This window comes from Novosphingopyxis sp., from assembly GCF_965218915.1.
Classification (GTDB): Bacteria; Pseudomonadota; Alphaproteobacteria; order Sphingomonadales; family Sphingomonadaceae; genus Novosphingopyxis.
In genome coordinates, this window is the sequence record NZ_OZ244708.1 from 1,008,968 (window position 1) to 1,035,907 (window position 26,940).

Annotated in this window: 24 protein-coding genes; 11 read left to right on the forward strand and 13 right to left on the reverse strand. The window is 65.9% G+C overall.

Annotated elements, in window-relative coordinates:
• Positions 1-58: 58 nt before the first annotated feature.
• Positions 59-1,021 (reverse strand): radical SAM protein, encoded by a 963-nt coding sequence (locus tag ACOQPC_RS04670; RefSeq protein ID WP_420607493.1) that lies wholly within the window; start codon positions 1,019-1,021, stop codon positions 59-61.
• A 217-nt stretch (positions 1,022-1,238) separates the two neighbouring features.
• On the opposite strand from ACOQPC_RS04670, the gene ACOQPC_RS04675 reads away from it, so the two are divergent.
• Complete coding sequence (locus ACOQPC_RS04675) at positions 1,239-2,270, forward strand: SDR family oxidoreductase (protein ID WP_420607494.1); 1,032 nt, start codon at positions 1,239-1,241, stop codon at positions 2,268-2,270.
• Positions 2,271-2,380: 110 nt separating this feature from the next.
• On the opposite strand, the gene ACOQPC_RS04680 is transcribed toward ACOQPC_RS04675, so the two are convergent.
• Both ACOQPC_RS04680 and ACOQPC_RS04685 read right to left on the reverse strand, forming a co-directional pair.
• Positions 2,381-3,145: a glycosyltransferase gene (locus ACOQPC_RS04680; RefSeq protein ID WP_420607495.1), complete on the reverse strand. Its 765-nt coding sequence runs from the start codon at positions 3,143-3,145 to the stop codon at positions 2,381-2,383.
• Complete coding sequence (locus ACOQPC_RS04685) at positions 3,130-3,717, reverse strand: TIGR04282 family arsenosugar biosynthesis glycosyltransferase (RefSeq protein WP_420607496.1); 588 nt, start codon at positions 3,715-3,717, stop codon at positions 3,130-3,132. Before ACOQPC_RS04685 ends, ACOQPC_RS04680 begins: the two co-directional genes overlap by 16 nt.
• A gap of 313 nt (positions 3,718-4,030) precedes the next feature.
• Between ACOQPC_RS04685 and ACOQPC_RS04690 the strand changes: the two genes are divergently transcribed.
• Positions 4,031-5,041: a zinc transporter ZntB gene (locus ACOQPC_RS04690; protein WP_420607497.1), complete on the forward strand. Its 1,011-nt coding sequence runs from the start codon at positions 4,031-4,033 to the stop codon at positions 5,039-5,041.
• Between the two features lie 201 nt (positions 5,042-5,242).
• Positions 5,243-5,839, forward strand: a complete 597-nt coding sequence (locus ACOQPC_RS04695; protein WP_420607498.1) for a hypothetical protein — start codon at positions 5,243-5,245, stop codon at positions 5,837-5,839.
• A gap of 238 nt (positions 5,840-6,077) precedes the next feature.
• Here the strand turns inward: ACOQPC_RS04695 and leuB are convergent, their stop codons facing one another.
• From leuB to ACOQPC_RS04745, 10 genes are all read right to left on the reverse strand, one after another.
• Positions 6,078-7,118: a 3-isopropylmalate dehydrogenase gene (leuB, locus tag ACOQPC_RS04700; protein ID WP_420607499.1), complete on the reverse strand. Its 1,041-nt coding sequence runs from the start codon at positions 7,116-7,118 to the stop codon at positions 6,078-6,080.
• Positions 7,115-7,708, reverse strand: coding sequence for a 3-isopropylmalate dehydratase small subunit (gene leuD, locus ACOQPC_RS04705; protein WP_420607500.1), 594 nt, complete (start codon positions 7,706-7,708; stop codon positions 7,115-7,117). Before leuD ends, leuB begins: the two co-directional genes overlap by 4 nt.
• 125 nt (positions 7,709-7,833) lie before the next feature.
• Positions 7,834-9,246, reverse strand: coding sequence for a 3-isopropylmalate dehydratase large subunit (leuC, locus tag ACOQPC_RS04710; protein WP_420607501.1), 1,413 nt, complete (start codon positions 9,244-9,246; stop codon positions 7,834-7,836).
• A 113-nt stretch (positions 9,247-9,359) separates the two neighbouring features.
• Positions 9,360-10,943, reverse strand: coding sequence for a 2-isopropylmalate synthase (locus tag ACOQPC_RS04715; RefSeq protein WP_420607502.1), 1,584 nt, complete (start codon positions 10,941-10,943; stop codon positions 9,360-9,362).
• The gene (locus tag ACOQPC_RS04720; protein WP_420607503.1) at positions 10,927-11,208 is read right to left on the reverse strand and encodes an ACT domain-containing protein; all 282 of its coding nucleotides are present in this window, start codon (positions 11,206-11,208) and stop codon (positions 10,927-10,929) included. Before ACOQPC_RS04720 ends, ACOQPC_RS04715 begins: the two co-directional genes overlap by 17 nt.
• The gene (gene ilvG, locus ACOQPC_RS04725) at positions 11,205-12,905 is read right to left on the reverse strand and encodes an acetolactate synthase 2 catalytic subunit (RefSeq protein WP_420607504.1); all 1,701 of its coding nucleotides are present in this window, start codon (positions 12,903-12,905) and stop codon (positions 11,205-11,207) included. The genes ACOQPC_RS04720 and ilvG overlap by 4 nt, the downstream gene beginning before the upstream one ends.
• Before the next feature lie 24 nt (positions 12,906-12,929).
• The gene (ilvC, locus tag ACOQPC_RS04730; RefSeq protein WP_420607505.1) at positions 12,930-13,940 is read right to left on the reverse strand and encodes a ketol-acid reductoisomerase; all 1,011 of its coding nucleotides are present in this window, start codon (positions 13,938-13,940) and stop codon (positions 12,930-12,932) included.
• Positions 13,937-15,655, reverse strand: coding sequence for a dihydroxy-acid dehydratase (locus ACOQPC_RS04735; protein ID WP_420607506.1), 1,719 nt, complete (start codon positions 15,653-15,655; stop codon positions 13,937-13,939). Before ACOQPC_RS04735 ends, ilvC begins: the two co-directional genes overlap by 4 nt.
• Positions 15,656-16,063: 408 nt before the next feature.
• A complete protein-coding gene (gene proB, locus ACOQPC_RS04740) occupies positions 16,064-16,882 on the reverse strand; it encodes a glutamate 5-kinase (protein ID WP_420607507.1) in 819 nt (272 codons plus the stop codon).
• A gap of 81 nt (positions 16,883-16,963) precedes the next feature.
• Positions 16,964-17,866: an ROK family protein gene (locus ACOQPC_RS04745; RefSeq protein ID WP_420607508.1), complete on the reverse strand. Its 903-nt coding sequence runs from the start codon at positions 17,864-17,866 to the stop codon at positions 16,964-16,966.
• Positions 17,867-18,133: 267 nt separating this feature from the next.
• Here ACOQPC_RS04745 and zwf point away from each other — a divergent pair, with 267 nt between their 5' ends.
• The 8 genes from zwf (at position 18,134) to dnaA (ending at position 26,736) form a co-directional block, all read left to right on the forward strand.
• Positions 18,134-19,519, forward strand: a complete 1,386-nt coding sequence (zwf, locus tag ACOQPC_RS04750) for a glucose-6-phosphate dehydrogenase (protein WP_420608066.1) — start codon at positions 18,134-18,136, stop codon at positions 19,517-19,519.
• Entirely contained in the window at positions 19,512-20,207 is a 696-nt protein-coding gene (gene pgl / locus ACOQPC_RS04755) for a 6-phosphogluconolactonase (protein ID WP_420607509.1), read from the forward strand. Before zwf ends, pgl begins: the two co-directional genes overlap by 8 nt.
• Positions 20,207-21,145, forward strand: coding sequence for a glucokinase (locus tag ACOQPC_RS04760; RefSeq protein WP_420607510.1), 939 nt, complete (start codon positions 20,207-20,209; stop codon positions 21,143-21,145). The genes pgl and ACOQPC_RS04760 overlap by 1 nt, the downstream gene beginning before the upstream one ends.
• On the forward strand, positions 21,142-22,962 hold the full coding sequence (edd, locus tag ACOQPC_RS04765; protein WP_420607511.1) for a phosphogluconate dehydratase: 1,821 nt from the start codon (positions 21,142-21,144) through the stop codon (positions 22,960-22,962). The genes ACOQPC_RS04760 and edd overlap by 4 nt, the downstream gene beginning before the upstream one ends.
• Positions 22,963-22,966: 4 nt before the next feature.
• On the forward strand, positions 22,967-23,932 hold the full coding sequence (locus ACOQPC_RS04770) for a glucokinase (protein WP_420607512.1): 966 nt from the start codon (positions 22,967-22,969) through the stop codon (positions 23,930-23,932).
• Positions 23,929-24,552 carry a bifunctional 4-hydroxy-2-oxoglutarate aldolase/2-dehydro-3-deoxy-phosphogluconate aldolase gene (eda, locus tag ACOQPC_RS04775; RefSeq protein WP_420607513.1) on the forward strand — a complete coding sequence of 208 codons (624 nt, stop codon included), beginning with the start codon at positions 23,929-23,931 and terminating at the stop codon, positions 24,550-24,552. Before ACOQPC_RS04770 ends, eda begins: the two co-directional genes overlap by 4 nt.
• A gap of 122 nt (positions 24,553-24,674) precedes the next feature.
• Positions 24,675-24,935, forward strand: coding sequence for a 30S ribosomal protein S20 (gene rpsT, locus ACOQPC_RS04780; RefSeq protein ID WP_420607514.1), 261 nt, complete (start codon positions 24,675-24,677; stop codon positions 24,933-24,935).
• Positions 24,936-25,368: 433 nt separating this feature from the next.
• Positions 25,369-26,736, forward strand: coding sequence for a chromosomal replication initiator protein DnaA (gene dnaA / locus ACOQPC_RS04785; RefSeq protein ID WP_420608067.1), 1,368 nt, complete (start codon positions 25,369-25,371; stop codon positions 26,734-26,736).
• The last annotated feature ends 204 nt before the right edge of the window (positions 26,737-26,940 follow it).

Here is a 26,940-nt window from a genome sequence, read left to right on the forward strand (position 1 = left end):
ATCCTTTTCGCGGGTTATGCACGAAGCCTAATGCAGCGGGGGTCGTTAGGCTAGACGGTCAGGAACAGCTCGCCCCGCCCAGCACGCAGAAGCGCGCGCAATGCGGGTGGTTGAGCGACACCGGATGGTTCGCGGCGGCCAGCGTCTCGCCCAGATCGAACTCGTCATCGTAGGGAAGCAGCGTGCAGGCGATCACGCCCGCCTTGTCCGCGCCTTTCTTGTGCACGACCATGCGGCTCGACGCGCACATGATGCTGCGCGGATCGGTGTCCAATATCCCCCAGCAGGCGGTGGTGATCTCGGGCACGTCCTTGGTTTCGTCCATCTCCGGGAACAGCACGAGGCGAGACGGATCGGCCGCGTCGATAGCAATGTTCTCACGCCGAAACAGGTCGGCATAGCCCAGTCGCGCCGCGCCATCGTCCTCATGCGGCAGATGACGGCCGGCGACGGCGATCGAGAAGGCGCGGTCCGATAGCCATCTCAGCCCGTCCACCGCCGGTTCCCAGCTGTTCGCCCCGCGCTCGCCTTCATGTGCGGCCCGGGTGTAATGATCCAGGCTGACGCGGATCGTCAGCCGCTCGCCATGCCGCTGCTTAAGTTCGAGCAGTGCCGCCTCGTGCCGCCGCATCGGCTTCATCGCATTGCTGAGCACCAGCACTTCGTACCCGCGTTCCAGCGCATCGCTCAGCATCGCGATGATATCCGGGTTCATGAACGGCTCGCCGCCGGTGAAGCCGATCTCGCTCGCGTCGAAGCCGACATCGGCCTCGTCGAGGAAGCGCGCGACCTCTTCGGCGGTGAGATAGACCAGCGCGTCGTTGGTCGGCGAACTTTCCATGAAGCAGGTCGTGCAAGCGAGATTGCAGAGCGATCCGGTGTTGAACCACAGCGTCTCCAGCCGGTGCAGGCCGACATGCGCGCGGCGCTCGCCTTTCGCCGTGACCAGCGGATCGCGGAACTTCTCTTCGGCCAGCGCCTCGGCTTCCGTCGGGGTGAACGGAGACGGACCGGTCGGCATGTTGCGGGCGCGTTTGGCGGTGGCGATGGTAACTTTCCCATGGGTCGGAGCGAACAGCGGACGATGGCGATTCTCCGCGCATCCGTCATCTGTCTGCTATTCGTATTGATGATGCCTAACGTTACAGCCTCTCCGAAAGACGCGAAACTGCCATGAATCCCGATCACAGCCGCTTCTCGCCATCCCGCGTGACCATCGCCGCGGCCAGATCGAGCTGTTGCTGAATATCCTCGTCACCGGTGCCGCCGGCCTGATCGGCGGCGAGGTTTGCGCGCGTCTGGCAAGGGCCGGGCACGCGGTGCATGCGCTCGTCCACCGCAATCCGCAGGTACGCGGCAATGACGGGGCGGCGGTAGCGTTGGCGGCGGACTATCGCGGCGACATCACCCAGGCGGTCTGCGGGCTCGATCCGGCGGCTTTGGGGCCGATCGATATCGTCATCCACTGCGCCGCGAGCCTGCGCTTCGACCTGTCCGATGCCGATTATGCCGCGGTCAACGTGGAGGGCACCCGCCACGCGCTGGAACTGGCACGCGCGCTCGGCGCGAGTTTCCTCTATGTCTCTACCGCCTATGTCTGCGGGCGCGAAAACGGGCCGGTGGCCGAAGCGCCGGTGCGCGGCGATGCGGACTTCGCCAATGGCTACGAAGCGAGCAAGGCCGCGGCCGAAGCGCTGGTGCGGACCAGCGGATTGCGCCACGCCGTCGCGCGCCCCTCGATCGTGCTGGGGGAGGCGCAAAGCGGCCGAATCCGCCAGTTCGACACCATCTACCAGGCCTTCCGGCTGTTCGCCGAGGGCCGCATCCGCCATTTGCCCGCCAGCGCCGACGCGACGCTGGACTTCGTCGCGATCGACCATGTCGCCGCCGGTATCGCCGCTATCGCCGAGCGGATGGAGGAAGCGGGTGGCGGCATCTTCCACCTCGTTTCGGGCGGCGCGCTGCCGGTCGCGGATTTCTGCGCGGGGATCGGCGCGTGGCCGCAATTCGCCGCCCCCGAACTGGTCGACCCGGCCGCTTTCGACGCGCAAGCGCTGCCGCCGCTGGAACGCCGGCTCTACAGCCGCGTCGCCGCGATCTATGCGAGCTATTTCCAGCGCTCGCCGCGCTTCGACGACAGCCGCCTGCGCGCGCTGACCGGGCTGCGTGCGCCCGCAGCGAATGCAGACTATTTCCGGCGCCAGATCGGCTACTGCATCGAACAGGGGTTCCTGAGCTCCGGCGCCGAACCGCGCGCGGCCGGGGCCTAGCACCCTCACCCTTCCGCCGCTTCGCGGCTTCCTCCCTCTCCCGCCGGGAGAGGGTAGGGGCCTGCTCGGCGCAGCCGGGTGGGAAGGGTGAGGGCGACTGCTTCAAGCACCTACCGCACATCGGGATAATCCTTCGCCATCCGCGCGCGGGCGCCGACGGCCCATAATATGCCCACCTTGAAGTAGATCCAGTTGGCCTTGAGCGGTCCCCAGGCGGCGATGCGCCGGTCGGAGGTGTTGACGAAGCGCGGTACCAGCCTGATCCGCCCCAGCTTTGCCATGCGGATGCACAGGTCCGCCTCCTCCATCACCTGATCGCCCGGCGTGAAGCCGCCAGCCTGCACGAAATCCGCCTTGCGAAAGAACATCGCATGATCGCCGAACAGCAGCCGCACGCCGGTGAGGAACAGATGCGGGCGGCACAGCAGCGGCGCGTACCAGGTCTTGGCCCAGTTGTGCGCGCTCGTGACCCAGCGCGTGTGCTCATGCGGCTCGCCGCCGATCAGCGGCGTGAACCCGGCCAGCGCGATGCGCGGATCGGCCAGCGTCCCCTGCACCACCGCTACCATGTCGGGGGGCGGGATGGTGTCCGCATGCAGCACGATCACCATCGGCGCGGCGGCCTCTGCCACGCCGAGGTTGAGCTGTTTCGCCCGGCCCCGCGCGCAGACGATCACCCGCCAGCCGGCCGCCGCGGCGATCGCGACACTGCCATCGGTGCTGCCGCCGTCGACGCACAGGATTTCGGCGGGGCGGGGGTCGAGCCGTTCCAGCGCCGCCACCAGCCGGGGCAGCGCCGCCGCCTCGTCGAGCATCGGGATGAGGACGGTGACGCCGCCCGCGTCTATGTCGCCCGTTTCTAACGGGTCAGCCACGGCCAGCGCTCCAGGTCCTCGGGCCGGTCGCAATCGGCCAGCGGCTCCAGCATCACCGGGTCGATCCGCTCGGTTTCCAGCCGCCGCAGGGTTTCGGCGAGCACGCGGTCGGTGCCCCAGTCCATATCGGTCCACAGGAAGGGCAGGGGCTGCGCAAAAGCTACGGCGTAGTATCCCCCGTCCTCGGCCGGGCCGATGGCGACGGGCGCGGTCTCGATCGCTTCCGCCGCGGCGCGGATGTGCGCCGCCGAAAGATCGGGCACGTCCGCGCCGAGCAGCACCGCGGGCGCCGCCGCCCGGCCCATGCGCGCGCCGAGATCGCCGCCGCCCTGTTCGATCAGCGGCACGTCATCGCCCAGCCACTCCGCGAACGCCGAGGCGTCCGCCCCGCTGGTCCGTACCGCGAAGGGCAGCCCGCTTGTCCGCATCGCATCCACCGTCCGTTCGGTCAGCCGCCGGTGCAGCATGGCGGCGCCCGCCGCGCCGAGCGCCGGGATCAGCCGCGTCTTGACGCGTCCCGGCGCGGGGAACTTGGCGAACAGATGGACGGTGGTCAGGTGGGCGGGGGTCATGCGCGGAAGTTCGTGAAAGGCGGCATACGTCCCCCCCTTTTCATCCCTTCGCCAAACGCCGAGGTCCACGCCAGGGTCACACGGGCCACACTGTCCAGGGGAGGAAAACCGCAGGGGCGAACTTTGCGCATGGAATCGCGACAGGGCGGGGTGAAAGCCAGGGAGCGCATGGCCATGACGCTACCGCGCGATTCCCAACTTTGACAGGGTGATCGCGATGGGGATGGCGGTTATTGCCTCCTCGTAATGACGACGGTTTGGCCACCGCCCCAACCAATTGCCCTCGTCAGCGTTTCCACCTAATCCTGCCCCCATGGAACAACCCATCCCCGTCCCCGAAGGCAAAACCTCCGACCAGGCGCTGATCTTCGGCCGCGTGCTCGACGGGCGGGGCGGCGGGCGGCCGATCGACTGGGCCGAGGCGCAAGGCTGGCAGCCCGGCAGCGGCGCCGAAATCCTGTGGCTCCACTGCGACCGCGGGCATGAGGAGGTGTTCGACTGGCTGCACGAGACCCTGGGCGTGCCCGAAACCACGGTCGAGACGCTGACCAGCGACGAGACCCGGCCGCGCGCCTTTCGCGACGAGGAATGGCTGATCACCATCCTGCGCGGCATCAACTTCAATCCGGGCGCCGAGCCCGAGGATATGATCGCGATGCAGATGCTGGCGGACACATGCCGCGTCGTCACGCTGCGCCGCCGCCCGCTGCAATCCCCGCGCGACGTGCTCGCCGAGATCGACCGACACCACGGGCCGAAGACGGCGGGCGATCTGGTGGTCGAACTGGCCGAGACGCTGGTCGCCAGGATGAGCAGCGCGATCGTCGACATGAACGCCGCGCTCGACGATCTGGAGGAGCATGAGGACGATTACGAAACCGACTTCATCCAGGACCGGATCACCGACATCCGCCGCAACTGCCTATCGCTCAAGCGCCATATGTCGCCGCAGCGCGAGGCGCTGCTGGAGATCGGGCGCTGCGCCGTGCCGTGGATGAGCCAGGAAAACCGCCGCGACATCCGCGAGACGATCGACCGCCTGTCGCGCTTCCTGGAGGATATCGACGTCAGCAAGGAAAGCGCGCTGGTGCTGCAGGACGATCTCAACGCCCGCGCCGCCGCGCAGGCGGGCCGCACCAACTACATCCTCTCGCTGGTCGCCGCGATCTTTTTGCCGCTGGGGTTCGTGACCGGGCTTTTGGGGATCAACGTCGGCGGCATGCCGGGGGTGAACGATGGCAACGCGTTCTGGATCACCGTGGGCGGATTGCTGGCGATTTTCGCCGGGCAGATGGCGATTTTCAAGTGGCTGAAGTGGTTTTGAGCGGGGCACATCGATGTGGGACATGGATGTGGCTGTGGCGCCGACGCCACTAGTTGCGGAAAAACGGTAGCTGGACCCCGGGTCAAGCCCGGGGCGACGAGTGGGGCGGGGGTGGGGCCCATCCAACCGGCTGACCTCAATAGGGCTTATGCGAAGCGCCGAGCGAATCTGAGTATTTGCATTGCGCCAGAGCATTTCGTTATGGTCTGCATCATGGCTTATGGGGGGAGTTATATGTCGGCATTCTTGGGATTATTGCTCGCGCAACCTGCGGACGCGCAGGCGGATGCCACACTGTCCAAGATGGCGGCGCTCTATGAGGATATATGCCTCGATGCTTTTCCGGATGCCGGCAAGGCGGAAGCGCGCATATTGGCGCTCGGTGCGATCGAGCTGTCGCCCGAAGTGGTAAAGGTCACGATGCGCGACGATCCCGCGCGTGGCTGGGGATTCGAGGATGGATCGGCCACGATCTGGCTGGAATTCCCGCCATTTTACGCCTGTTCGGTGCGATGGAATATGCCTGATATGGGAGACCTTTCTCCCTATCGAGATGCAGTAGAGGCCTATGCCAAAACCAATGCAGGCTTTGCACCGATGGACCCAATGGATGTCGACCAGGGGGATATCCACATCCAGCTGACCGGTGAAGCGCGCGATCTTTCCAATGGGACCAAGGAAACCCTCTTCATGGTTGTCCAGAATATTCGCAATGAGGAGAGACGAGCGGCGGGGGAAACCGGCCTGGTGGTTCGCTTCGTCCATCAGATTATGGTGCCGTCTGCGGAGGCCAGGTAGCAGGGCGGCTGATTGCGCGTCGTTAGCAACTGGTTATGACGTACATAAAGCCGCCTTGTTGTTGGCGATCCATGGGTAGTTAGCAGAAAAAAGGTAAGCTGGACCCCCCGGGTCAAGCCCGGGGTGACGAGATGTGGGGTTGATGGTGTTTCCTTACCAATACCTAACATCACAACAAAACCCCGTCACCCCGGACTTGATCCGGGGTCCAGCTTCTTCTCGTTAGAGCAGCATAGCCTCAAACCCGCCCCGCAACCCCCTCCGCCGTCGCCATCGTTCCCATCTCGCCCCCCAAATCCGCCGTCCGTGCGCCGTCCGCCAGATGCGCGCGGACCGCTTCCTCAATCGCGTCCGCCGCCGCGCCTTTGTCCAGCGAGTGGCGCAGCAGCATCGCGGCGCTCATGATCGCGCCGATGGGGTTGGCCTTGTCCTGGCCCGCTATGTCCGGGGCGCTGCCGTGGATCGGTTCGTAGAGACCGCGCGGGCCCTTGCCGAGCGAGGCGCTGGGGGCCAAGCCGATCGATCCGGCCAGCACCGAGGCTTCGTCGCTCAATATGTCGCCGAACATATTCTCGGTCAGGATCACGTCGAACCAGGCGGGTGCCTCGATCAGCTTCATCGCCATCGCGTCGACCAGCATATGGTCCAGCGTCACGTCGCCAAACTCCGCCTCGTGCAGCCGGATCACGGTTGTGCGCCATAGCCGCGATGTGGCGAGCACATTGGCCTTGTCGACCGAAGTCAGCCGCCCGCTGCGCCCGCGCGCCGCGATGAACGCGATGCGCGCGACGCGCTCCACTTCTTCCGCCGAATAGGCGCATTCGTCGGCGGCATGGTCGTCGCCTTCCCGGCGCTGGCCGAAATAGATGCCGCCGGTGAGCTCGCGCACGATCAGCAGGTCGATGCCCGCCGCGCGGTCGGGCTTCAGCGGGGAGAGATGCTCCAGCCCCTCGAACAGGGCGATGGGGCGCAGGTTCGCAAAGGTGCCGAGCGCCTTGCGCAGGCCCAGCAGACCGGCCTCCGGACGCAGGTCCCCGCCATCCCATTTCGGCCCGCCGACCGCGCCGAGCAGAATCGCGTCCGCCGCCTCGCAGGCGATGCGGGTGTCGGCGGGGAAAGGGTCGCCATTCCGGTCGATGGCGATGCCGCCGAAATCGTGTTCGACGAAGGAGAGGCCGAGATCGAAGCGTGCATCCGCCGCTTCCAGTACCAGCCGCGCCGCGGCGGTGACTTCGGGGCCGATGCCGTCGCCGGGCAGCAGGACGATATGGGCGGTCATGCCCCAATCTCCTTGGCGTGTTCGCTTTCGTACGCGGTGATCGCGTCCATCCGGTCGGTCAGGAAACCGAGCGGGTCATTGCCTTCCAGTAGGCATTTTTTCGCGAACGGCTCCACGGTGAAATGCGCCTCGATATCGTTGCCGCTGCGCAGCACGCCCGCTTCCAGATCGATCGTCACCTCGCGGCCGGGCCGACCCAGCAGCTTGGCGTGCGTCTCGGCGTCGATCTCCACCGGCAGCAGGCCGTTTTTCAGCGCGTTGCTCTTGAAGATATCGGCGATGTCGCTCGACACCACCGCGCGGAAGCCGAAATCGGCGAGCGCCCAGGGGGCGTGCTCGCGGCTCGATCCGCAGCCGAAGTTCGGCCCGGCGACCAGGATGGCGTGGCCCGCATGCTCGGGGCCGTCGAGCGGGCTGTCCTCGGCGGGCGCGCCGGCCTCGTCATAGCGCCAGTCGTGAAAGGCATGTGTCCCAAGCCCTTCGCGGCTGGTGGTGGTGAGATAGCGCGCGGGGATGATCTGGTCGGTGTCGATATTGGCTTGGCTCAACACGACGGTGCCGCTGGTGAGCTTGGTGAAGGGTTCGAACATGATCCTACTTTCTTTCGTCATTCCGGGCTTGACCCGGAATCCAGGGCGGATGCAGGCGACATCAGTTTTGCTGGGCTCTGGACCCCGGATCAAGTCCGGGGTGACGGGGTTTTGGTGAAAGGGATTCACGTCCCCTCCATTTCCAGCGCCGGATACTCCCGTGGATCGGCGATGTGCCCGGCGATCGCGCTGGCGGCGGCGGTGGCGGGGCCGGCGAGCACGGTGCGCACGCCCTTGCCCTGCCGCCCGATGAAATTGCGGTTGGACGTGGAGACGACGAGCTCGCCCGGCCGGCCGATATCGCCGTTCATGCCGATGCACATCGAGCAGCCGGGCTCGCGCCACTCGGCCCCGGCGTTCAGGAACGCGGTGTGGAGCCCCTCGGCCTCGGCCTCGCGGCGCACCGCTTCGGAACCCGGCACGACGAGCGCGGTGACGCCGCTGGCCACGGTGCGCCCGCGCATCACGGCGGCGGCGGCGCGCAAATCCTCGAGCCGCGAATTGGTGCAGCTGCCGATGAACACGCGGTCGACGGCCTGCTCGCTGAACGGGCGGTCCTCGGCGAATTTCATATAGTCGTTGGCGTGGCGGGCTGCGGCGGTCTGGGCGCGGGGCGCGTTTCCGTCGACGGGCGCGGCGGCATCGGGGGAGACGCCATAGGTGATCATCGGGGCGATGGCGCCGCCGTCGAGCGTCACTTCCTTGTCGAAGCACGCACCCTCGTCGCTCGGCAGGGTGCGCCAGTCGGCGACGGCGGCGTCCCAGTCGGCGGGCACCCGGTCGCGGCCCTTCAGCCAGGCGAAGGTCGTCTCGTCCGGCGCGACCATGCCGACGCGGGCGCCAGCCTCGATCGCCATGTTGCACAGGGTCATGCGCCCTTCCATCGACAGCGCGCGGACCGCGCTCCCGGCGAATTCCAGCGCATAGCCCTGGCCGCCGTCCGCGCCGATCTGCGCGATGATCGCCAGCGCCATATCCTTGGCGCCGCTGCCCGGCGGCAGCATGCCGTCCACCCTCACGCGCATCGATTTGGGCTTGCGCTGCAGGATGCATTGCGTCGCCAGCACATGGCCGACCTCGGTGGTGCCGATGCCGAACGCCAGCGCCCCGAACGCGCCGTGGGTGCTGGTGTGGCTGTCCCCGCAGACGATGGTCTTGCCGGGCTGGGTCAGGCCCAGCTCCGGTCCGATCACATGGACGATGCCGCGGCGCGGATCGCCCAGCCCGAACAGTTCGATGCCGTGCTTCCGGGTGTTGGCGATCAGCCGGTCGACCTGCGCCTCGGCCTCCGGCGTCGCATAGGGCAGCCTGCCGTCCGCACCGGCCTTTAGCGTCGGCGTCGAATGGTCGAGCGTCGCCTTGGTGTGGTCCGGGCGGCGCACCTTCAGCCCGCGTTCCCCCAGCACCGCAAAAGCCTGCGGGCTGGTGACCTCGTGGATCAGGTGCAGGTCGATATAGAGGACGGCCGGGCTGTCCCCGGTCTCGGGCACCACGACGTGGCGTTCCCACAATTTGTCGAACAGGCTTTTGGCGGTCATGGTTTTACTCTCGTTTCGTCATCCCCGCGAAAGCGGGGATCCAGCTGCTGCCCTCTCCATCGCCGGATATGTCCGGTGATGGGTTCCCGCTTTCGCGGGAATGACGGGGGTGGTTAGGAGACCGGCTCGGCCTCGCTTTGCCGCGCAGCATTGGTCTTGCGCGCGTGGTTGTTGAACGCGGCGAGCAGCGCTTCGGCGGCCGCCACGATGACGTCGGTGTGCTGGCTGCGGCCGAGGATCTTCTGTCCCGTCACCGTCAGCCCGACCTCGATGTCCATCTCGCGCGCCAGCTGGTGCGCGTCGATGCTGTCGAGCGTGCCCTCGACCTCGGCGACGATGCAGAAGGCATCCGAAAGCGCCTCGAACGGGCCGGTGCCATGGCCGATCGCGGACAGCCGCCCGCGCGTCCGGTGATCGACCACCAGCTTGGCGGTCGGGTTCGCGGTTGCCTTGGTACCGGTGCGCAGTTCGGCGCGCACGAGATGCCAGACATTGGCGACGTCATCGCCCTCGATCATCGCGACCAGATCGTTATCGGTCACCTCCCGCTTGGTATCGGCCAGCGTCTTGAAGTCCGAGAAGATTGCGGCCATCCGGTTGTCGCCGATGTCATAGCCCAGCGCATCCAGCCGCGCGCGCAGCGCATGCTTGCCCGAATGCTTGCCCAGCACCAGCGTGGAGGGCATGCCGACATCGTCCGGCTTCATGATCTCATAGGTTTCGCGGTTCGCCAACATGCCGTGCTGGTGGATGCCGGCTTCGTGCGCAAAGGCGTTTCGCCCGACCACCGCCTTGTTGCGCGGCGGTGCGTTGCCGGTGCTCTCGGCGAGCAGGCCGGACGCGGCATAGAGTCCCTGCGTGCGGATGCCGGTGTCGGCGCGGTAATGATCGGCGCGGGTCTTCAGCGCCATCACCACTTCCTCCAACGCGCAATTGCCCGCGCGCTCGCCGATCCCGTTGATCGAGCATTCGATCTGCCCCGCCCCGCCGCGCACGGCGGCCAGGCTGTTGGCGACGGCCATGCCCAGATCGTCGTGGCAATGGGTCGAGAACACGACATGACCCGCGCGGCGGATGTTCGCGGTGAGATCGCGGAACAGCTCGTACATCTCTTCGGGCGAGGTGTAGCCCACCGTGTCGGGTACGTTGAGCACATCGGCGCCGGCGTCGGCGGCGACCTGCAGCGCCTCGATCAGGAAATCGCGCTCGGTGCGGATCGCGTCCTCGGCGGAAAATTCGATCTGATTGAACTTGCCCCTGGCAGAACCGATCGAGCGTTCAATCTCGCGCAGCACCTGATCGCGGTTCAGTTTCAGCTTCGCCTCGCGGTGCAGCGGGCTGGTGCCGATGAACAGGTGCAGGCGGTTGTTGTTCGATGCCTCGAGCGCGCGGTGCGCGGCCTCGATATCGCCTTCCCTGGTGCGCGCGAGCGAGCAGATCACGGGGCCGGTCACCTGCGCGGCCACTTCGGCAACGGCCTCGGCATCCCCGGGCGAGGCGGCGGCGAAACCGGCCTCCATCACGTCGACGCGGAGATCGGCGAGCGCGCGGGCGATGCCGAGCTTGTGCGCTGTCGACATCGAAAAGCCCGGCGCCTGTTCGCCGTCGCGCAGGGTGGTGTCGAATATCGCGATGCGGCGCATGCCTGCGCCTACGTCGCTCTCCGCTATGTCGCTGATGTCATCCTGCTGCGGCACGAGGAATCTCCCTGATGAAGCTGGTCGCGCCGTCGATATGCGCGGCCTCGACCACGCCATAGGTGCGGCTGATCTGGCGGATCAGGGTGTCGATCTTGCGCCCCCCATCGCGCGGATCGATCGACAGCGTCATGATCGAGCGGTCGCCGTCCGAGCCCATCTGCATCGAGCAGATGATCCAGCCGCGCGCTTCGATCACGCCGAGCAGTCGGCGGAGCGCGCCCTCGGCAAAGGCGAATTCGACGCGGATGTACTGCATGCTCATGTGCTTTTCTCCATCATGTCGGCATTGGATTTGCCCGGCGGCACCAGCGGCCAGACATTTTCTTCCGGATCGATCCGGACATGCGCCAGGATCGGGCCTTTTGCCGCCAGCAGCCGGTCGATCGCGGCATCGACATCCGATTTCAGGTCGACCGAAAAGGCCTCGATCCCGAAGGCGTTGGCGACTTCGACGAAATCGGGATTGTCGCTGAGATCGACTTCGGAATAATTGCCCTCGAAGAACAGCTCCTGCCACTGGCGCACGAGCCCCAGCATGCTGTTGTCCAGCAGCACGATCTTCACCGGGATATTGTAGCGGCGCAGCGTAGCCAGCTCCTGGACGTTCATCATGAAGCTGCCGTCGCCCGACACGCAGACCACGGTCGCGTCCGGCTCGGCGATCTTTGCGCCGATCGCGGCGGGCAGGCCGTATCCCATCGCGCCCAGCCCGCCGCTGGTGAGATGCGCCTGCGGACGCGAGAAGCGGCAATGCTGCGCCACCCACATCTGGTGCTGGCCGACGTCGCAGGCGGCGACGAAGCCGTCGCCGGCCCGCTCCGACAGCTTCTTCAGCAGCTCCGGCGCGAACACGCCATTGCCCGGCGCGTCGTAGCGCGGGGCATGTTCAGCCTTGAGCTGACGGGTTTCGGCCTGCCATTCGGTGATGTCACCGGGCGTGAATTCGATGGCGCGCAGGCAGCGCTTGAGGTCGCCGCACATGGTGGAATGCGCGTGGCGGATCTTGCCGAATTCGGCCGCGTCGGTGTCGATATGGACGACAGACGCATGCGGCGCGAAGCTGGCGAGATGCCCGGTGGCGCGGTCGTCGAAGCGCGCGCCGACCACGATCAGCAGGTCCGATTCCTGCACCGCCATGTTCGCGGCGCGCCCGCCATGCATGCCCAGCATGCCGACGAAATTGGGATGTTCCACCGGCAGCACGCCCAGGCCCTGCAAGGTCGCGACCGCCGGGATGCCGGTGCGTTCCGAAATCTCGCGCACCAGATCGGTGGCGTTGGCGCGCGCGACGCCGCCGCCCAGATAGAGCAGCGGTTTCTTCGCCGCCGCGATCAGCTTTTCGGCCGCGTCCAGGCTTTCGGACGAGGGGAAGGGGCGCAGATCGTCACCTTCCTCGGGCTCGTCCCATTGGCCGCAGACGGCCTGCTGCACGTCCTTGGGCAGATCGACCAGCACCGGGCCGGGGCGGCCGCCCTCGGCGATGGCGAATGCTTCGGCGAGCGCGGCGGGGATATCGGCGGGGTGGCGGATGACGACACTGTGCTTCACGATCGGCAGCGTGAGGCCGAAGATATCGATCTCCTGGAACGCATCGGTGCCCATCAGCGGCTGCGCGACCTGCCCGGTGATCGCCACTAGCGGCACAGAATCCATGAACGCGTTGGCGATGCCGGTGATCAGGTTGGTCGCACCCGGCCCGCTGGTGGCGATGCACACGCCCGCACGGCCGGTCATCCGGCCCGACGCATCGGCGGCAAAGGCGGCGCCCTGCTCGTGCCGGACGAGGTAATGCTTTACACGCCCACGCGCGATCGCGTCGTAGACCGGCATGATCGCGCCGCCGGGATAGCCGAACACCTCCTTCACGCCCAGCCGCTCCAGCGTGTCGACCAGCAGCTCGGCACCCGTGCGGGTGGCGAGTGTCGGCTCGGCGGCGATCATCGATGGTGCGGTGGACATGGGATCGGTTCCTGTGGGGAGGGCTTAGTTCTGGGCCGTGTTCGATCCGGCCTGCAGCCACGGCATCAAGGCGCGCAGCTCCCTGCCGGTTGTCTCGATCGGGTGGTTCAGGTCATTCTCGAGCAGCTTGTTGTAGCGCGTCTTGCCGGCCTGGTTTTCCAGGATCCAGTTATGCGCGAACGTGCCGTCCTGAATGTCGGTCAGCACGTCCTTCATGCGCGCGCGGGTTTCGTCGTTCACGACGCGCGGGCCGGAGACGAGATCGCCGTAGATCGCGGTCTCGGAGATGAATTCGTGCATTTTGGAAAGGCCGCCCTCGTAGAGCAGGTCGACGATCAGCTTGAGCTCGTGCAGGCATTCATAATAGGCGATTTCGGGCTGATACCCGGCGTTCACCAGCGTCTCGTAACCGGCCAGCACCAGTTCGGTGGCGCCGCCGCAGAGAACAGCCTGCTCGCCGAACAGATCGGTTTCTGTTTCTTCCTTGAACGTAGTTTCCAGCACGCCGGCGGTCGCGCCGCCGATCAGCGCGGCATAGGCCAGCGCGCGCTCCTTGGCCTTGCCGCTGGCGTCCTGATGGACCGCGATGAGGGCGGGCACGCCGCGCTGGCGCTGATATTCGCGGCGGACCAGATCGCCGGGGCCCTTGGGCGCGACCATGATGACGTCGACATTCTCCGCCGGGCGGATGCGGCCGTAGAGCACGGTGAAGCCGTGCGCGACGAGCAGCGCGTCGCCTTCGGACAGGTTGGGCGCGATCTCGGCGTCGAAGATTGCCTCATGGGTCATGTCCGGCGTCAGGATGGCGATCAGCTTGGCTGCCTTGGTTGCCTCGGCGACGGTCATCACCTTGAGGCCATCGGCCTTGGCCTTTTCCGCGGTCTTGCTGCCTTCGCGTAAGCCCACGATTACCTCGCAGCCCGATTCGTGCAGGTTCAGCGTGTGCGCGCGGCCCTGGCTGCCATAGCCGATGACGGCGACGGGCGCGTCCTTGACGGCGGCCGGATTGGCGTCCTTTTCGGTGTAAACCTTCATGAAATTGCTTCCTTGGATTGAACGGGAGTTGGCATGGGAGCATCGGTCTCGATCGTGACCGCCCCGATCGCGGCGGACGACACCAGCCGCGCATATTTGTCGAACACGCCGCCCATCTTGTTGGGCGCGCGGGGCGTGTGGTTCTTGGCGCGCGCATTGAGATCGCAATCGACATCGATGCGGCGTGCCTCGGCGTCGATCGTCACGATGTCGCCGGTCTCGATCAGCCCGATCGGCCCGCCGCGCGCCGCCTCGGGCGAGACATGGCCGATGACGAAGCCGTGGCTAGCGCCCGAAAACCGCCCGTCGGTGATCAGCGCGACATCGCCCGCCAGGCCCTGTCCGGCGATGGCGGCGGTGGTCGCCAGCATCTCGCGCATGCCCGGGCCGCCGCGCGGGCCTTCGTAGCGGATGACGACGACGTCGCCCGCTACGATTCGGCGATCGTTGACGGCGGCAAAGGCCGCGTCTTCGCCCTCGAACACTTTCGCGGGGCCGGTGAAGTTCAGCGCGCCCTCGGCGGCGGTTTTGAGGACGGCGCCATCGGGGGCAAGATCGCCGTAGAGAATGCGCAGCCCGCCGAACCGCTTCACCGGGGCCGCAACGGTCCGGACGACCTGCTGGCCCTCGGTCTCGGCGAAATCGTCCAGCTCCGCGAACAGGCTGCGCCCGCTGACGGTGGGGCTGTCGGCGATCAGCCCGGCCTCGGCCAGCCTTTTGCCGACCAGCCGCGTGCCGCCCGCATCGAACAGGTCGCGCGCCAGATAATGACCGCCGGGCTTCAGATCGGTGATGACCGGGACGGAGCGCGTCAGCTCGTCGAACAGCTCGATCGAGAAGGGCACGCCGGCCTCCGCCGCGATGGCGGGCAGATGCAGCACGGCGTTGGTCGAGCCTCCGGTCGCGACGACGGCGGTGGCCGCGTTGCGCAGCGAGGTCTCGGTGATGAAGCTTCTGGCACTGGTCTTGTCATGGGCCAGCTTGGCCGCGAGCCGTCCGCAGCGCTGCGCTTCATGGCCCTTCTCCTTGCTGATCGCGGGCGGATCGCCCGACCCCATCGGAGACAGCCCCAGGAACGCCATCGCCATCGCCATGGTGTTGGCGGTGAACTGCCCGCCGCACGCGCCCGCGCCGGGGCAGGCCGCGCGCTCCACTTCGTCCAGCTCTTCGTCGGACATGTCGCCCTTGGCGTGCGCGCCAACCGCCTCGAACACGTCCTGAATGGATAAATCCTTGCCCTCGATATTGCCGGGCATGATGGTGCCGCCGTAGAAGATCAGGCCGGGAATATCCAAGCGCGCCAGCGCCATCGCGGCGGCGGGGATGGTCTTGTCGCAGCCGACCATGATGACCGCGGCATCCAGGCTGTGGCCCTTGACCGCCAGCTCGATCGAATCGGCGATCACCTCGCGGCTGATCAGCGAGGCGCGCATGCCCTCGCCGCCCATGGTGATGCCGTCCGAAACGACGATGGTGTTGAAATCCACCGGCGTGCAGCCGCCATCGCGCAGGCCCTTGCGGATCGGTTCGGCCAGCAGGTTCAGATGCATGTTGCACGGCGTGACGGTGGACCAGCTGTTGACCAGCGCCACCATCGGCTGGGCCATGTCAGAGTCGGTGAAGCCGGCGCCGCGCAGCATGGCGCGGGCGGGGGCCTTGGACGGGCCCTTGGTGATGGCGTCGGAACGCTTGGAAGTCGGATTGCTGTCGGTCATGTCGATTGGCCGCTGATGATGATCAAAGAGGCCAATAAAAAACCCCGCGTCCTTGTGGGAGCGGGGCGGTTTCTGGTCCTTTGAGCCGGTGTCAGCTTAAGGGCGCCCCTCCTCAATGGGAATAAGTACGAGCGGAAGGAGGACGACGGCATGGCCGGCATCCTCAGTGCGATCAAAAATGGCGGCAGCTGTCGACATGCGATGCGAATCCTTGCTCTGCGGCCCCATGCCGCTGATCGGCGCTCTATATCATCGCAAAGGTTAAACAAGCAAAAAAATTGCGTGCGAGATGGTTTTCTTGTTCGTTATCTTTCCGTGCTCCTGCGAAGGCAGGGAGCCCACCAGGTGACGGTCCCTGATGGACCCCTGCCTTCGCAGGGGAACACCGATTGGGTAAAATCGCCGCCACTAGGCTTTAGCAGCAGCAACCACCGTCGCCCGCGCCCCGCCGCGCAGCCGTTCGATCGGGTGCGCGGCCTGTCCGCTGGCGATGATCGTGGCGCAAGAATGCCCGGCGGCAAAGCGCGCGGCGGCGATCTTGGTCGCCATGCCGCCGGTGCCCATGCCCGATGTGCTGACGCCCGCCATCGCTTCGATCTCCGGCGTGATCGCGGCGAGAAAGGGCAGATGTTCGGCATCCGGATCGGCGGAAGGGTCGGCCGAAAACAGGCCTTCGACATCGGACAGCAGGATGAGCAAATCCGCGCCCGCCAGCTGCGCGACGCTGGCCGACAGCCGGTCGTTGTCGCCGAAGCGCAGCTCTTCGGTCGCGACCGAATCATTCTCGTTGATCACCGGCACCGCGCCGCGCGCCAGCAGCGTCTCCAGCGTTCCGTGCGCATTGGCCCCGCGCCGCTCGGCCTCGATATCGCCGATCGAAAGGAGCAGCTGCGCGGCGACGATGTCGTGCGGGCCCAGCGCATTTTCCCACGCGCCCATCAGCAGCGTCTGCCCCGCCGCGGCCGCCGCCTGCCGCTCGGTGACGATGTCGGAGCGCGCCATGCCGAGCCGAGGCCAGCCGAACGCCATCGCGCCCGAGGTGACGATGACGACACGCTTGCCGTCCTCGCGCAGCTTGGCGAGGTCCTCGGCCAGCGCGTGCAGCCAAGCGGTGCGCGGACGGCCGCGGTCCCGGTCGATCAGCAGCGATGAGCCGACCTTGACCACGACGGTGTGCGCCGCGCCGATCAATGCCGCTGCTCCCCGCCTATCCGTTTCCGCCGCCATTGTCCGTGCCCCTCGTTGCCGACGATCCTGCTAGCCGCTTTCCGATTTACGGCAAGCCGGAAGCGGTCGCCGAGCCTTGCGTCAGCCTTTCAGTGCCCGCTGCGCCAGCAGGATCGCGCCGGTCAGTCCGGCATCGTCGCGCAGCCCGGGCGCGACGATATAGTCCGACAGATCGCCCGCGATCCCCTCAAGATATCCGCCGAGCAGGCTCACCGTGCGTTGCCGCAACGCTTCGATCAGGCCCGGCGATTTCATCACGCCGCCGCCGAAGACGATCCGGTCCGGCATGTGCAGGAGGATGATCGTCGCCGCCATCTGCGCCAGATAGTCCGCCTCCAGCGATACGGCCTCATGACCGGCACCGAGTGTGGACAGATCGGCTCCCCAGCGTGCGCGAATCGCCGGACCGGCTGCCAGGCCTTCGAGGCAATCGCCGTGGAACGGGCAATGTCCGCCGAACGGATCGCGCACCGGATCGTGCGACACGCGGATATGACCCATTTCGAAATGACCGGACCCATTGAGCGCCACGCCCCGGTGAAGCACGGCGCCGCCGATGCCGGTGCCGACGGTGACATAGGCCAGCGTATCCGCGCCTTGTCCGGCGCCTTTAACCCATTCGCCCAGCGCGGCGCCGTTGACGTCGGTATCGAAGCGCATCGGCACACCGAAAGCCCCAAGCGCATCTTCGTAGCGCGCCCCGGTCCAGTGCGCCTTCGTGGTTTTCAGGATGCGGCCGTAATCGGGCGAGGCGGGATCGATGTCGATCGGCCCGAAGCTGGCGATGCCAAACGCGGCGGGCGCGCCGTGATCGCACGCCGCCGCATCGAAGAAGCCGCGCAGGCTGGCAAAGGTTTGCGCGGGATCGCCGGTCGGGATCGTCGCGCGCGTCAGCACGGTGCCGTCCGCTTGCGTCAGCGCACAGACGAACTTGGTACCGCCCGCTTCCACCGCGCCGAAATACTTCCGAGCCTTGCCGGCCATGCGCATTCTCCTGTTCAGCCACGTCCGAACCCTCGGCATTGCCCCTGTATTTTGCGCGGCGGCCTTTCCGCGGCAACAATCTTTTCCTACCGAATCGGAACATGCCCGCTAGAAGGGCTTTGACAGCGGCAGGTGGATCGGCATGACATGCCGCGCCGAAATTCCGCCACGGGAGTATCGAACATTCGCAACGCCATCAATTCGGACGCCGCCCGGCGTTGCCAGAACCTCATCCTGTTCGGCGCGACGGGCGATCTGTCCAAGCGGATGCTGCTGCCCTCGCTTTACGCGCTGCACGCCGACGAGCTGATCGCGCCGAACCTCAACATCTACGGCACCGCCCGCAGCGAGCTTTCGGATCAGGATTTCCGGGAGATGGCGGGCGCGGCGCTGGATGAATTCCTGCCCGAAGACCGTAAGGAGAAGGCCGCGCTTACGAGTTTTCTCGCGCGGCTCCATTATCAGCCGCTCGACGCTTCGACCATCGAAGGCTTCGACGAGCTCGCCAACAAGGTCGGCGATATCGGCGGCGGGCTCGCCATCTTCCTGTCGACGGCGCCGTTTTTGTTCGAGCCGACGATCAAGGGCCTGGAATCGGCCGGACTGGCGGGCGACAATGTCCGCATCGGCCTGGAGAAACCGCTCGGCACCGATTTCGAAAGCTCGGCGCATATCAACGACGCCGTGGCCGGGGTATTCCCCGAGGCGCGGACCTTCCGCATCGACCATTATCTGGGCAAGGAGACGGTGCAGAACCTGATGGCGCTGCGCTTTGCCAATATGCTGTTCGAGCCGGTGTGGAATTCGAACAATATCGACCATGTCCAGATCACCGTTACCGAGACGGTTGGCCTGGAGGGCCGCGCGGATTTCTACGACGATACCGGTGCGCTGCGCGACATGGTGCAGAACCATATGCTGCAGCTGCTCGCGCTGATCGCGATGGAGCCGCCGGGCGATTTCGACGCCACCGCAATCCGCGACGAAAAGGTCAAGGTGCTGCGCGCGCTCAGGCCCGTGCCGGAAGGCGACAGCGTGACCGGCCAATATGGCGACGGCGCGGTCAATGGCGAGCCGGTCAAAAGCTATGAGAGCGACCTTGGCGCGGAGTCCGGCACCGAGACGTTCGTGGCGCTGAAGGCGCATGTCGACAATTGGCGCTGGCAGGGCGTGCCTTTTTATCTGCGCACCGGCAAACGCATGGGCGACCGGCGCAGCGAGATCGTGGTGCAGTTCAAGCCGGTGCCGCACAATATCTTCGTTGGGCGCGAGGGTAAGCTGGAGGCGAACACGCTGATCATCCGCCTGCAGCCCGAGGAATATGTGCGGCTGCTGGTGATGGCCAAGGAGCCGGGGCTGGACCGCGACAAGATCGTGCTGCGCGAAGTGCCGCTGGACCTGTCGCTCAGCCAGGCGTTCGCGGGCACGCGGCGGCGCATCGCTTACGAACGTCTGCTGCTCGATCTGGTCGAGGGCGACCAGACGCTGTTCGTGCGCCGCGACGAGGTGGAGGCGCAATGGGAGTGGATTGATGCGATCCGCGAAAACTGGGCCAAAAGCGGCAAGAAACCGAAGTCTTATGGCGCGGGTGGCTGGGGGCCAAGCGCTGCGATCGCCTTGACCGAACGCGATGGGGTAACCTGGCATGATTGAGCGCAAGAGTTTCGAGACGGTCGAGCAACTGCGCGAAAAAGTCGCGCTCGACGTCACCAAAATCATCCGCGAGGCGCTCCTCGAACGAGGGCAGGCGCTACTGGCTTTGTCGGGCGGATCGAGCCCGTTTCCGATCTATGAGAAACTCTCGCATAGCAACATCGGTTGGGGGAAGGTATCGATCATCCCCGCCGATGATCGCATCGTCGAAGAGGATAGCGAACTGTCCAATATCGCCGCGCTGCGCCGCGTATTCGGCGATACCGGGGCCAGTATCATGCCGCTGTTCGAAACCGCCGGAAATGAGGCGCAGGCCGCGGTCGAGGCGCGCGGGATCGCGGACAAGCTCAACTTTCCGATCGAACTCATCTGGCTTGGCATGGGAGCCGATGGCCATTTCGCCAGCGTCTTCCCAGGCCCCGATTACGACAAGGCGTTTAATCCGCCGGCGGGTGCCAAGGCGGTGCGCGTACGTCCCGATCCGTTGCCGCCAGAGGCTCCGGTATCGCGAATCAGCCTGTCCGTGCCGTGCATCTCCAATGCGCGAAATATCGTGCTGGTGATCGCGGGCGCGGACAAGCGCGCGGTACTGACCCGCGCGATCGAGGAGGGCGAGGCATCGGGCCTGCCGATCGCGCGCTTTCTGGCGCAACTCGAACGCAACGTAACCGTCTACGAGGGCCCCTGATGACCGTGGCGGCAGTACGAAGCGATGCCAAGGACTGGCTGCTCGCCGACATCGACGGTGAAACGGCCACATTCGCCCTCGCGACACCCGGCGACCGGCCGAGTATCCATAACATGCGCCGCTACCCTACGCGGGATTTTCCAACGGCCACCGACGCTTTCATCGCCTACGCCCGCGATGCGCACATTCACTTGTCGCCGCGCGATTGCGCGCTGGTGGTATCGGGGCCGTTGCACGGAGATACAATTCGTGTGGCCCGATGCCCTTGGGTACTGACCCTTCAGGGGTTAGGGCATATACTCGGCCGCCCGCCATTGGCGGTGAACGACAGCGCCGTGAAAAGCTGGGCCAATCTAGCACAGGACGAAGGCGAGCATCGGTTGATCGGTGGGGCCGGGAGTACCGATTTCAACGCGCCCGGACGCTGGGCGACGATCAATTTCGAAAATGGCCTGGGCGCATCGTTACTGGTCAGGAGGCCCGGCGAACGTTTGTCGCTGTTCGACGGAGAGATCGGCCATACGGGGTTTTCTCCGCGCGGCGAAAGCGAAACGGCATTGCACGCCGCGCTGCAAAAGCTGAAGCGCGGCGCGACCTGGGAGCTCGCCTTGCTCGCGCAGCCGGGTGATCCGATCTGGATCGCGGCGGGATTGTCTCCGGACCGCAGGACGGCCGATCGGATGCGTGCAACCATGCTGGGCAGCTTCGCCGGCGGTGTCGTATTGGCTTTGGGCGGCTGGAACGGCGTGTTTCTCTACGGGATTCCACGGTCGTTGCTTGCAAACGGCGATTGTCTGGCCGCGTTCAATGCGGCATTCGAGGACCGAACCGCCTATCGCAGCGAGGTTCGCCGTACGCCGCGCTGGACGGTGGCGATGGACCGGGTCAATCTCGTCGGCGCCGCGCGCATGCTGGCAAGGAGTATTGGCAAGACATGACCCTTCATTCCAAGGTCGCCGAGGTCACCGAGCGTGTCATCGAAAAATCGCGTGAAGGCCGGGCGCGCTATCTCGATCTGATCGATCGGCAGCGTGAGGAGGGTACGCGGCGATCGGTGCTGAGCTGCGGCAATCTGGCGCATGCCTTTGCTGCATCCGGAGAAGACAAGTCCACCATCCGCCAGGCCCGCGCGACCAATCTCGCCATCGTCACCGCCTATAACGACATGTTGTCGGCCCACGCCCCCTATTATCGCTATCCCGAGCAGATAAAGGTCTTCGCGCGCGAAAAGGGAGCCACCGCGCAGGTCGCGGGCGGCGTGCCGGCGATGTGCGATGGCGTGACGCAGGGGCAGGACGGCATGGAGCTGTCGCTGTTCAGCCGCGATACCATCGCGCTTGGCGCCGCGGTCGGCCTCAGCCATGCGATGTACGAGGGCGCGCTGATGCTCGGCATTTGCGACAAGATCGTACCCGGCCTGCTGATCGCGGCGCTGCGCTTCGGCCATCTGCCGACGATTTTCGTGCCCGCGGGGCCGATGCCCTCGGGTCTGCCCAACAAGGAAAAGCAGCGCGTGCGCCAGCTCTATGCCGAAGGAAAGGTGGGGCGCGATGAACTGCTGGAGGCTGAGAGCGCGAGCTATCACGGCGCCGGCACCTGCACCTTTTACGGCACCGCCAATTCGAATCAGATGATGATGGAAGTGATGGGCCTCCATGTGCCGGGCGCCGCCTTTCCCAATCCGGGCACGAAAATCCGCCAGGAACTGACCCGCGCCGCCGTCCACCGCGTGACCGAAATCGGCGCGGGGGGTAATGATTACCGCCCGGTCGGCCGGGTGGTCGACGAAAAGGCGATCGTCAACGCCATCGTCGGGCTGCTCGCGACGGGCGGATCGACCAACCACACCATCCATATCCCCGCCTTTGCCCGCGCCGCCGGGATCAGCGTCGATTGGCAGGATTTCAGAGACCTGGCGGACGTGGTCCCGCTGCTCAGCCGCATCTATCCCAACGGCTCGGGCGACGTGAACCATTTCCAGGCGGCGGGTGGCATGGGCTATGTCATCCGCGAACTGATCGGCGGCGGTTATCTGCACCCGGATATCATGACCGTTTGGCGTTCCGACCTCACCGCCTATGCCGACGAACCGTTTCTGGGCGAGGAAGGCCTTGTCTGGCGCGCCTCGCCGGAAACCAGCGGCGACGATGCCATGCTGCGGCCTGCGTCTGCGCCGTTTCAGGCGACCGGAGGCCTGGCGCTGCTCGAAGGCAATCTGGGGCGCTGCATCATGAAGACCAGCGCGGTCGACAAAGACCGCTGGACGATCGAGGCGCCGTGCCGTATTTTCGAACGGCAGGACGAAGTGCGGACCGCGTTCGAGGCGGGCGAACTCGACCGCGACGTGGTGGTCGTGGTGCGCCATCAGGGACCCAGAGCCAATGGCATGCCCGAATTGCACAAGCTGACGCCTCCGCTGGGCGTGTTGCAGGACCGGGGCTTCCGGGTGGCGCTGCTCACCGATGGCCGCATGTCCGGCGCGAGCGGCAAGGTGCCTGCCGCGATTCATCTTTCGCCCGAGGCGCTGGGCGGTGGGCCGATCGGCAAGCTGCGCGACGGCGATATCGTGCGCGTTTGCGCGCAAGTGGGCGTGGTCGAGGCCAAGGTCGATGCGGCCGAATGGGGCGCACGCGATCATGCGCCCGCCCAGCTCGGCAATCTCGGGCTGGGGCGCGAACTGTTCGCGATGATGCGCGCGCATGCCGACGAGGCGGAGAAGGGCGGATCGGCGATGCTGGCGGAGGCGGGACTCTAGGACGATGCGCATCGTGACCGCCGACATCGGGGGCACCCACGCGCGCTTCGCCATCGCCGAGGTGGAGAACGGCCGCGTGGTGTCGCTCGGCGAGCCGACCAAGATGCGCGCCGCCGACCATGCCAGCCTGCAAATTGCGTGGGAGGCCTATGGCGCGATGCTGGACGAGCCGCTGCCGCGCCACGCCGCCATCGCCATCGCCGCGCCGATCCGGGTCGAGGTGATCAAGTTCACCAACAATCCTTGGATCGTCCGGCCCTCGCTGATCGATTCCAAGCTGCATCTCGACAGCCATGTGCTGCTCAACGATTTCGAGGCGGTGGCGCATGCGGTGGCGGCGGTGGATGAGGAATATCTGCTCCATGTCACCGGCCCGCGCGGCCCGCTCCCCGAAAATGGCGTGGTCAGCGTCGTCGGTCCGGGCACCGGGCTTGGGGTGGGTCTGCTTTACCGTCACAGGGGCGACGTCCTCGTGCTGCCGACCGAGGGGGGGCATGGCGATTTCGCCCCGCTCGACGATATCGAGGATCGGTTGCTCACCCATCTGCGCAAGCAGCATAACCGCGTGTCGGTGGAGCGCGTCGTATCCGGTCCCGGCCTGCGCGCGATCTGGGAGGTGCTTGCCGATATCGAGGGACGCGATATGCCGCGCGGTGACGACAAGGCGCTGTGGAGCGCCGCGCTGGCGGGAACCGACAGCATCGCCGAGGCCGCTCTCGACCGGTTCTGCCTGTGCTTTGGTGCGGTGGTCGGCGACATCGCGCTGGCCCACGGGCCGGGGCCGGTGGTGCTTGCCGGCGGACTCGGCGCGCGGCTCGCCGATTTCCTGCCCAAATCGGGCTTTGCCGAACGCTTCGCCGCCAAGGGCCGCTTTCAGTCGCTGATGGAGCGGCAGCCGGTCCGGCTCATCGCCCATCCCGAGCCAGGCCTGTACGGAGCCGCGGCCGCCTTCGCCAAGGAACGGATATGACACCGATCGAAAATATCATGCGTACAGCGCCCGTGATCCCCGTGCTGGTGATCGAGGATGCATCGACCGCGCGGCCAATCGCCGAAGCGCTGGTTGCCGGGGGCCTTCGGGTGCTGGAAGTGACGCTGCGCACCGAAGCGGCGCTCAATGCAATCGCCGAGATGACGAAGGTCGAAGGCGCGATCGTGGGTGCGGGCACCGTGCTCGATGCCCGGGCGCTCGAGCGGTCGATTGCGGCAGGGGCCGAGTTCATCGTCTCGCCGGGCCTCACCGAACCGCTCGGCAAGGCGGCCTCGCATGAGCAGATCCCGTTCCTGCCGGGGGTCGCCAATGCGGGGGACATCATGCGCGGACTGGACATGGGCCTAACGCATTTCAAATTCTTCCCCGCCGAAGCGTCGGGTGGGATCGCCGCGCTGAAATCGCTGGCCGGGCCGTTCGGCCAGGTCCAGTTCTGTCCGACCGGCGGCATCACCGAATCGACCGTGGCCGACTGGCTGTCGCTCGATCCGGTGCTGTGCGTGGGCGGCAGCTGGCTGTTGCCGAAGGGCGAAACCGACTATGATGCCATCCGCCGCCGCGCAGAGACCGCCGGTACGTTCGCCGCCGGGCCGGGCTGAGATACCGGATCAAAACGCGGCTCTCGCCTTGACTTAGGCCCTGCTTTCACCTAATTGCCGCCTCCAGATGCGACCGCGCCGCGATGCGCGGTCTTTTTGTTTCGCACAGACCCGAGGATTTCATGGCCAATACGCCGCAGGCTAAAAAACGGATTCGCCGCAACGAGAAGCGCGAAACGATCAACAAGAATCGGCTCAGCCGCATCCGCACCTTTGTGAAAAAGGTCGAGACCGCGATCGAAGCCGGCGACAAGGACAGCGCAAACGCCGCGCTCAAGGAAATGCAGCCCGAACTCGCGCGCGGCGTGTCGAAAGGCGTCTACCACCGCAATGTCGCGGCGCGAAAGATGAGCCGACTCAACAAGCGGATCGCCGCCATCTGATTCGATTTAATCGGGATCGAATTCACAGGCCCGCGGCGTATCGACGCTGCGGGTTTTTTTTATGCGATCCATTGCTGCATTGCGGCGCACGGTAACTCCACGATTCGTGGACAAGGCTGGTCTTTTCTGATCGAGGTAACGACCTGAAACGCCTTGAATTTTGCGGTTTACAACGGTTTTCCGCGCTTTGCCGAGTCAACGCAATATTTCAGATTTTTTTCACTCCGCACCCCTTGTGCGCAGGCTTTTTTGCTGTCTAGAACAGCCTCTGAGCAGTGAGCGCCGCGATCGCGATCTGTTCCAACTGGCATCGAAATGGATCGGCCCCGGAAGGCCGTGCTTTCCGGCAGAGGCACCATTGTGTCTTTCCTGAGGCTGTATTTGGGTCTTTGAAGAATGGGGTGGATCAAGGGTGGAAAGCAAATTGGCGATCATGCGTGACGGATCGACGGGAGAGTCTTTGGGGGAGGCCTGGCAGGCCCTGACGGGGGGATTGCGACGCGATCTGGGAGCGCAAATTTTCGGTCAGTGGATTCGCCCGATCAAATTGGGCGCGTTCGATTCGGTCGAGGGCGAACTGGAGCTGCTGCTGCCGTCGGACTTCTCGGCCAAATGGGTGCGCGATCATTATGCCGACCGGTTGGGCCTGGCATGGAAGAGCGCTGTTCCCGAAGTGCGCACGTTGGCGATTCGCTCGCGCCCTAACGGCGCGCAAATCCAGCGGCTGCGCGCTGTGGACGATACTGCGCCTACCGTACAAGAACTGGCGACGGCGCAGGACAGCGCGCTGGACCCGCGCTACACGTTCGAGAATTTCGTGAAGGCGCAGGCCAATATCCTCGCCTATACCGCCGCCGAGCGGATGGCCGCACCGGAAGCGCCCTTGTTCAACCCGCTCTATCTCCAAGCCGCGACGGGGCAGGGCAAGACCCATTTGATGCACGCCATCGGCCATGCCTGGCGCGCCGCCAATCCGGGCGCGCGGGTGGTCTATATGCCCGCCGAGCGCTTCATGATGGAATTCGTCACCGCGATGCGCGCCAAGGAGACGATGGCGTTCAAGACGCGGCTGCGCGCGGCCGATCTGCTGCTGATCGACGACATCCAGTTCATCATCGGCAAGATGTCGACGCAGGAGGAGTTCCTCCACACGATCGATGCCATCGTCGGCTCGGGCAAGCGGCTGGTGGTGGCCGCCGACCGCGCGCCGCAGGCGCTCGACGGGGTCGACCAGCGCATCCTTTCGCGCCTGTCGCAAGGCCTCGTCGCCGATATCCAGCCGGCCGATCTGGAGCTGCGCCGCGATATCCTGGAGCATCGCCTGGCGAGCATGCCGCAGGTTCAGGTCGGCGAGGATGTGGTCGAGTTTCTGGCGCGCACGATCAGCCGCAACGTCCGCGAGCTGGAAGGCGGGCTGAACAAGCTGCTCGCCTATGCGCAGCTGACCGGCAAGCCGGTATCCAAGCAGCTCGCAGAAGAGCAGCTCAAGGACATTCTCAGCGCCTGCCGCCGCCGGATCACGATCGACGAGATCCAGCGCACGGTGTGCGAATATTACCGGATCGACCGCAGCGAGATGTCGTCCAAGCGCCGCGCCCGCGCGATCGTTCGGCCGCGTCAGGTGGCGATGTATATCGCCAAGATGATGACGCCGCGCAGCTATCCGGAGATCGGCCGCAAATTCGGCGGGCGCGATCATTCCACGGTGATCCACGCGGTGCGGCTGGTCGAGGAACTGCGCGGCAAGGACAGCGAGATGGACAACGACGTCCGCGCGCTGCTGCGCCAGCTGGAGGCTTGAAACCACCTGTCATTGCGAGGAGCCGATAGGCGACGAAGCAATCCATCTGCGGTAGTAGCGCCATTCTGCTCTGATAGCTTCATCGCCTCAAGGTTCGTCACCCTAGCAAAAACTGGGTCCCGGGCCGGGGCGCAGTTACGCCTGAGATGCCAGCTTTCGCTGGCATGACGAGCGGATAGGGCTGGGATTGGCCCCAAAAAAAGG

Excerpts from the sequence above, each read along its gene's own strand:
- ACOQPC_RS04670 (WP_420607493.1), bottom strand. The coding sequence starts at position 1,021 with ATGCCGACCGGTCCGTCTCCGTTCACCCCGACGGAAGCCGAGGCGCTG.
- ACOQPC_RS04685 (WP_420607496.1), bottom strand. The coding sequence starts at position 3,717 with ATGACCCCCGCCCACCTGACCACCGTCCATCTGTTCGCCAAGTTCCCC.
- ACOQPC_RS04690 (WP_420607497.1), top strand. The coding sequence starts at position 4,031 with ATGGAACAACCCATCCCCGTCCCCGAAGGCAAAACCTCCGACCAGGCG.
- ACOQPC_RS04695 (WP_420607498.1), top strand. The coding sequence starts at position 5,243 with ATGGTCTGCATCATGGCTTATGGGGGGAGTTATATGTCGGCATTCTTG.
- leuB (WP_420607499.1), bottom strand. The coding sequence starts at position 7,118 with ATGACCGCCCATATCGTCCTGCTGCCCGGCGACGGCATCGGCCCCGAA.
- leuD (WP_420607500.1), bottom strand. The coding sequence starts at position 7,708 with ATGTTCGAACCCTTCACCAAGCTCACCAGCGGCACCGTCGTGTTGAGC.
- leuC (WP_420607501.1), bottom strand. The coding sequence starts at position 9,246 with ATGACCGCCAAAAGCCTGTTCGACAAATTGTGGGAACGCCACGTCGTG.
- ACOQPC_RS04720 (WP_420607503.1), bottom strand. The coding sequence starts at position 11,208 with ATGAGCATGCAGTACATCCGCGTCGAATTCGCCTTTGCCGAGGGCGCG.
- ilvG (WP_420607504.1), bottom strand. The coding sequence starts at position 12,905 with ATGTCCACCGCACCATCGATGATCGCCGCCGAGCCGACACTCGCCACC.
- ilvC (WP_420607505.1), bottom strand. The coding sequence starts at position 13,940 with ATGAAGGTTTACACCGAAAAGGACGCCAATCCGGCCGCCGTCAAGGAC.
- ACOQPC_RS04735 (WP_420607506.1), bottom strand. The coding sequence starts at position 15,655 with ATGACCGACAGCAATCCGACTTCCAAGCGTTCCGACGCCATCACCAAG.
- proB (WP_420607507.1), bottom strand. The coding sequence starts at position 16,882 with ATGGCGGCGGAAACGGATAGGCGGGGAGCAGCGGCATTGATCGGCGCG.
- ACOQPC_RS04745 (WP_420607508.1), bottom strand. The coding sequence starts at position 17,866 with ATGGCCGGCAAGGCTCGGAAGTATTTCGGCGCGGTGGAAGCGGGCGGT.
- zwf (WP_420608066.1), top strand. The coding sequence starts at position 18,134 with ATGCTGCTGCCCTCGCTTTACGCGCTGCACGCCGACGAGCTGATCGCG.
- pgl (WP_420607509.1), top strand. The coding sequence starts at position 19,512 with ATGATTGAGCGCAAGAGTTTCGAGACGGTCGAGCAACTGCGCGAAAAA.
- ACOQPC_RS04760 (WP_420607510.1), top strand. The coding sequence starts at position 20,207 with ATGACCGTGGCGGCAGTACGAAGCGATGCCAAGGACTGGCTGCTCGCC.
- edd (WP_420607511.1), top strand. The coding sequence starts at position 21,142 with ATGACCCTTCATTCCAAGGTCGCCGAGGTCACCGAGCGTGTCATCGAA.
- ACOQPC_RS04770 (WP_420607512.1), top strand. The coding sequence starts at position 22,967 with ATGCGCATCGTGACCGCCGACATCGGGGGCACCCACGCGCGCTTCGCC.
- eda (WP_420607513.1), top strand. The coding sequence starts at position 23,929 with ATGACACCGATCGAAAATATCATGCGTACAGCGCCCGTGATCCCCGTG.
- rpsT (WP_420607514.1), top strand. The coding sequence starts at position 24,675 with ATGGCCAATACGCCGCAGGCTAAAAAACGGATTCGCCGCAACGAGAAG.
- dnaA (WP_420608067.1), top strand. The coding sequence starts at position 25,369 with ATGCGTGACGGATCGACGGGAGAGTCTTTGGGGGAGGCCTGGCAGGCC.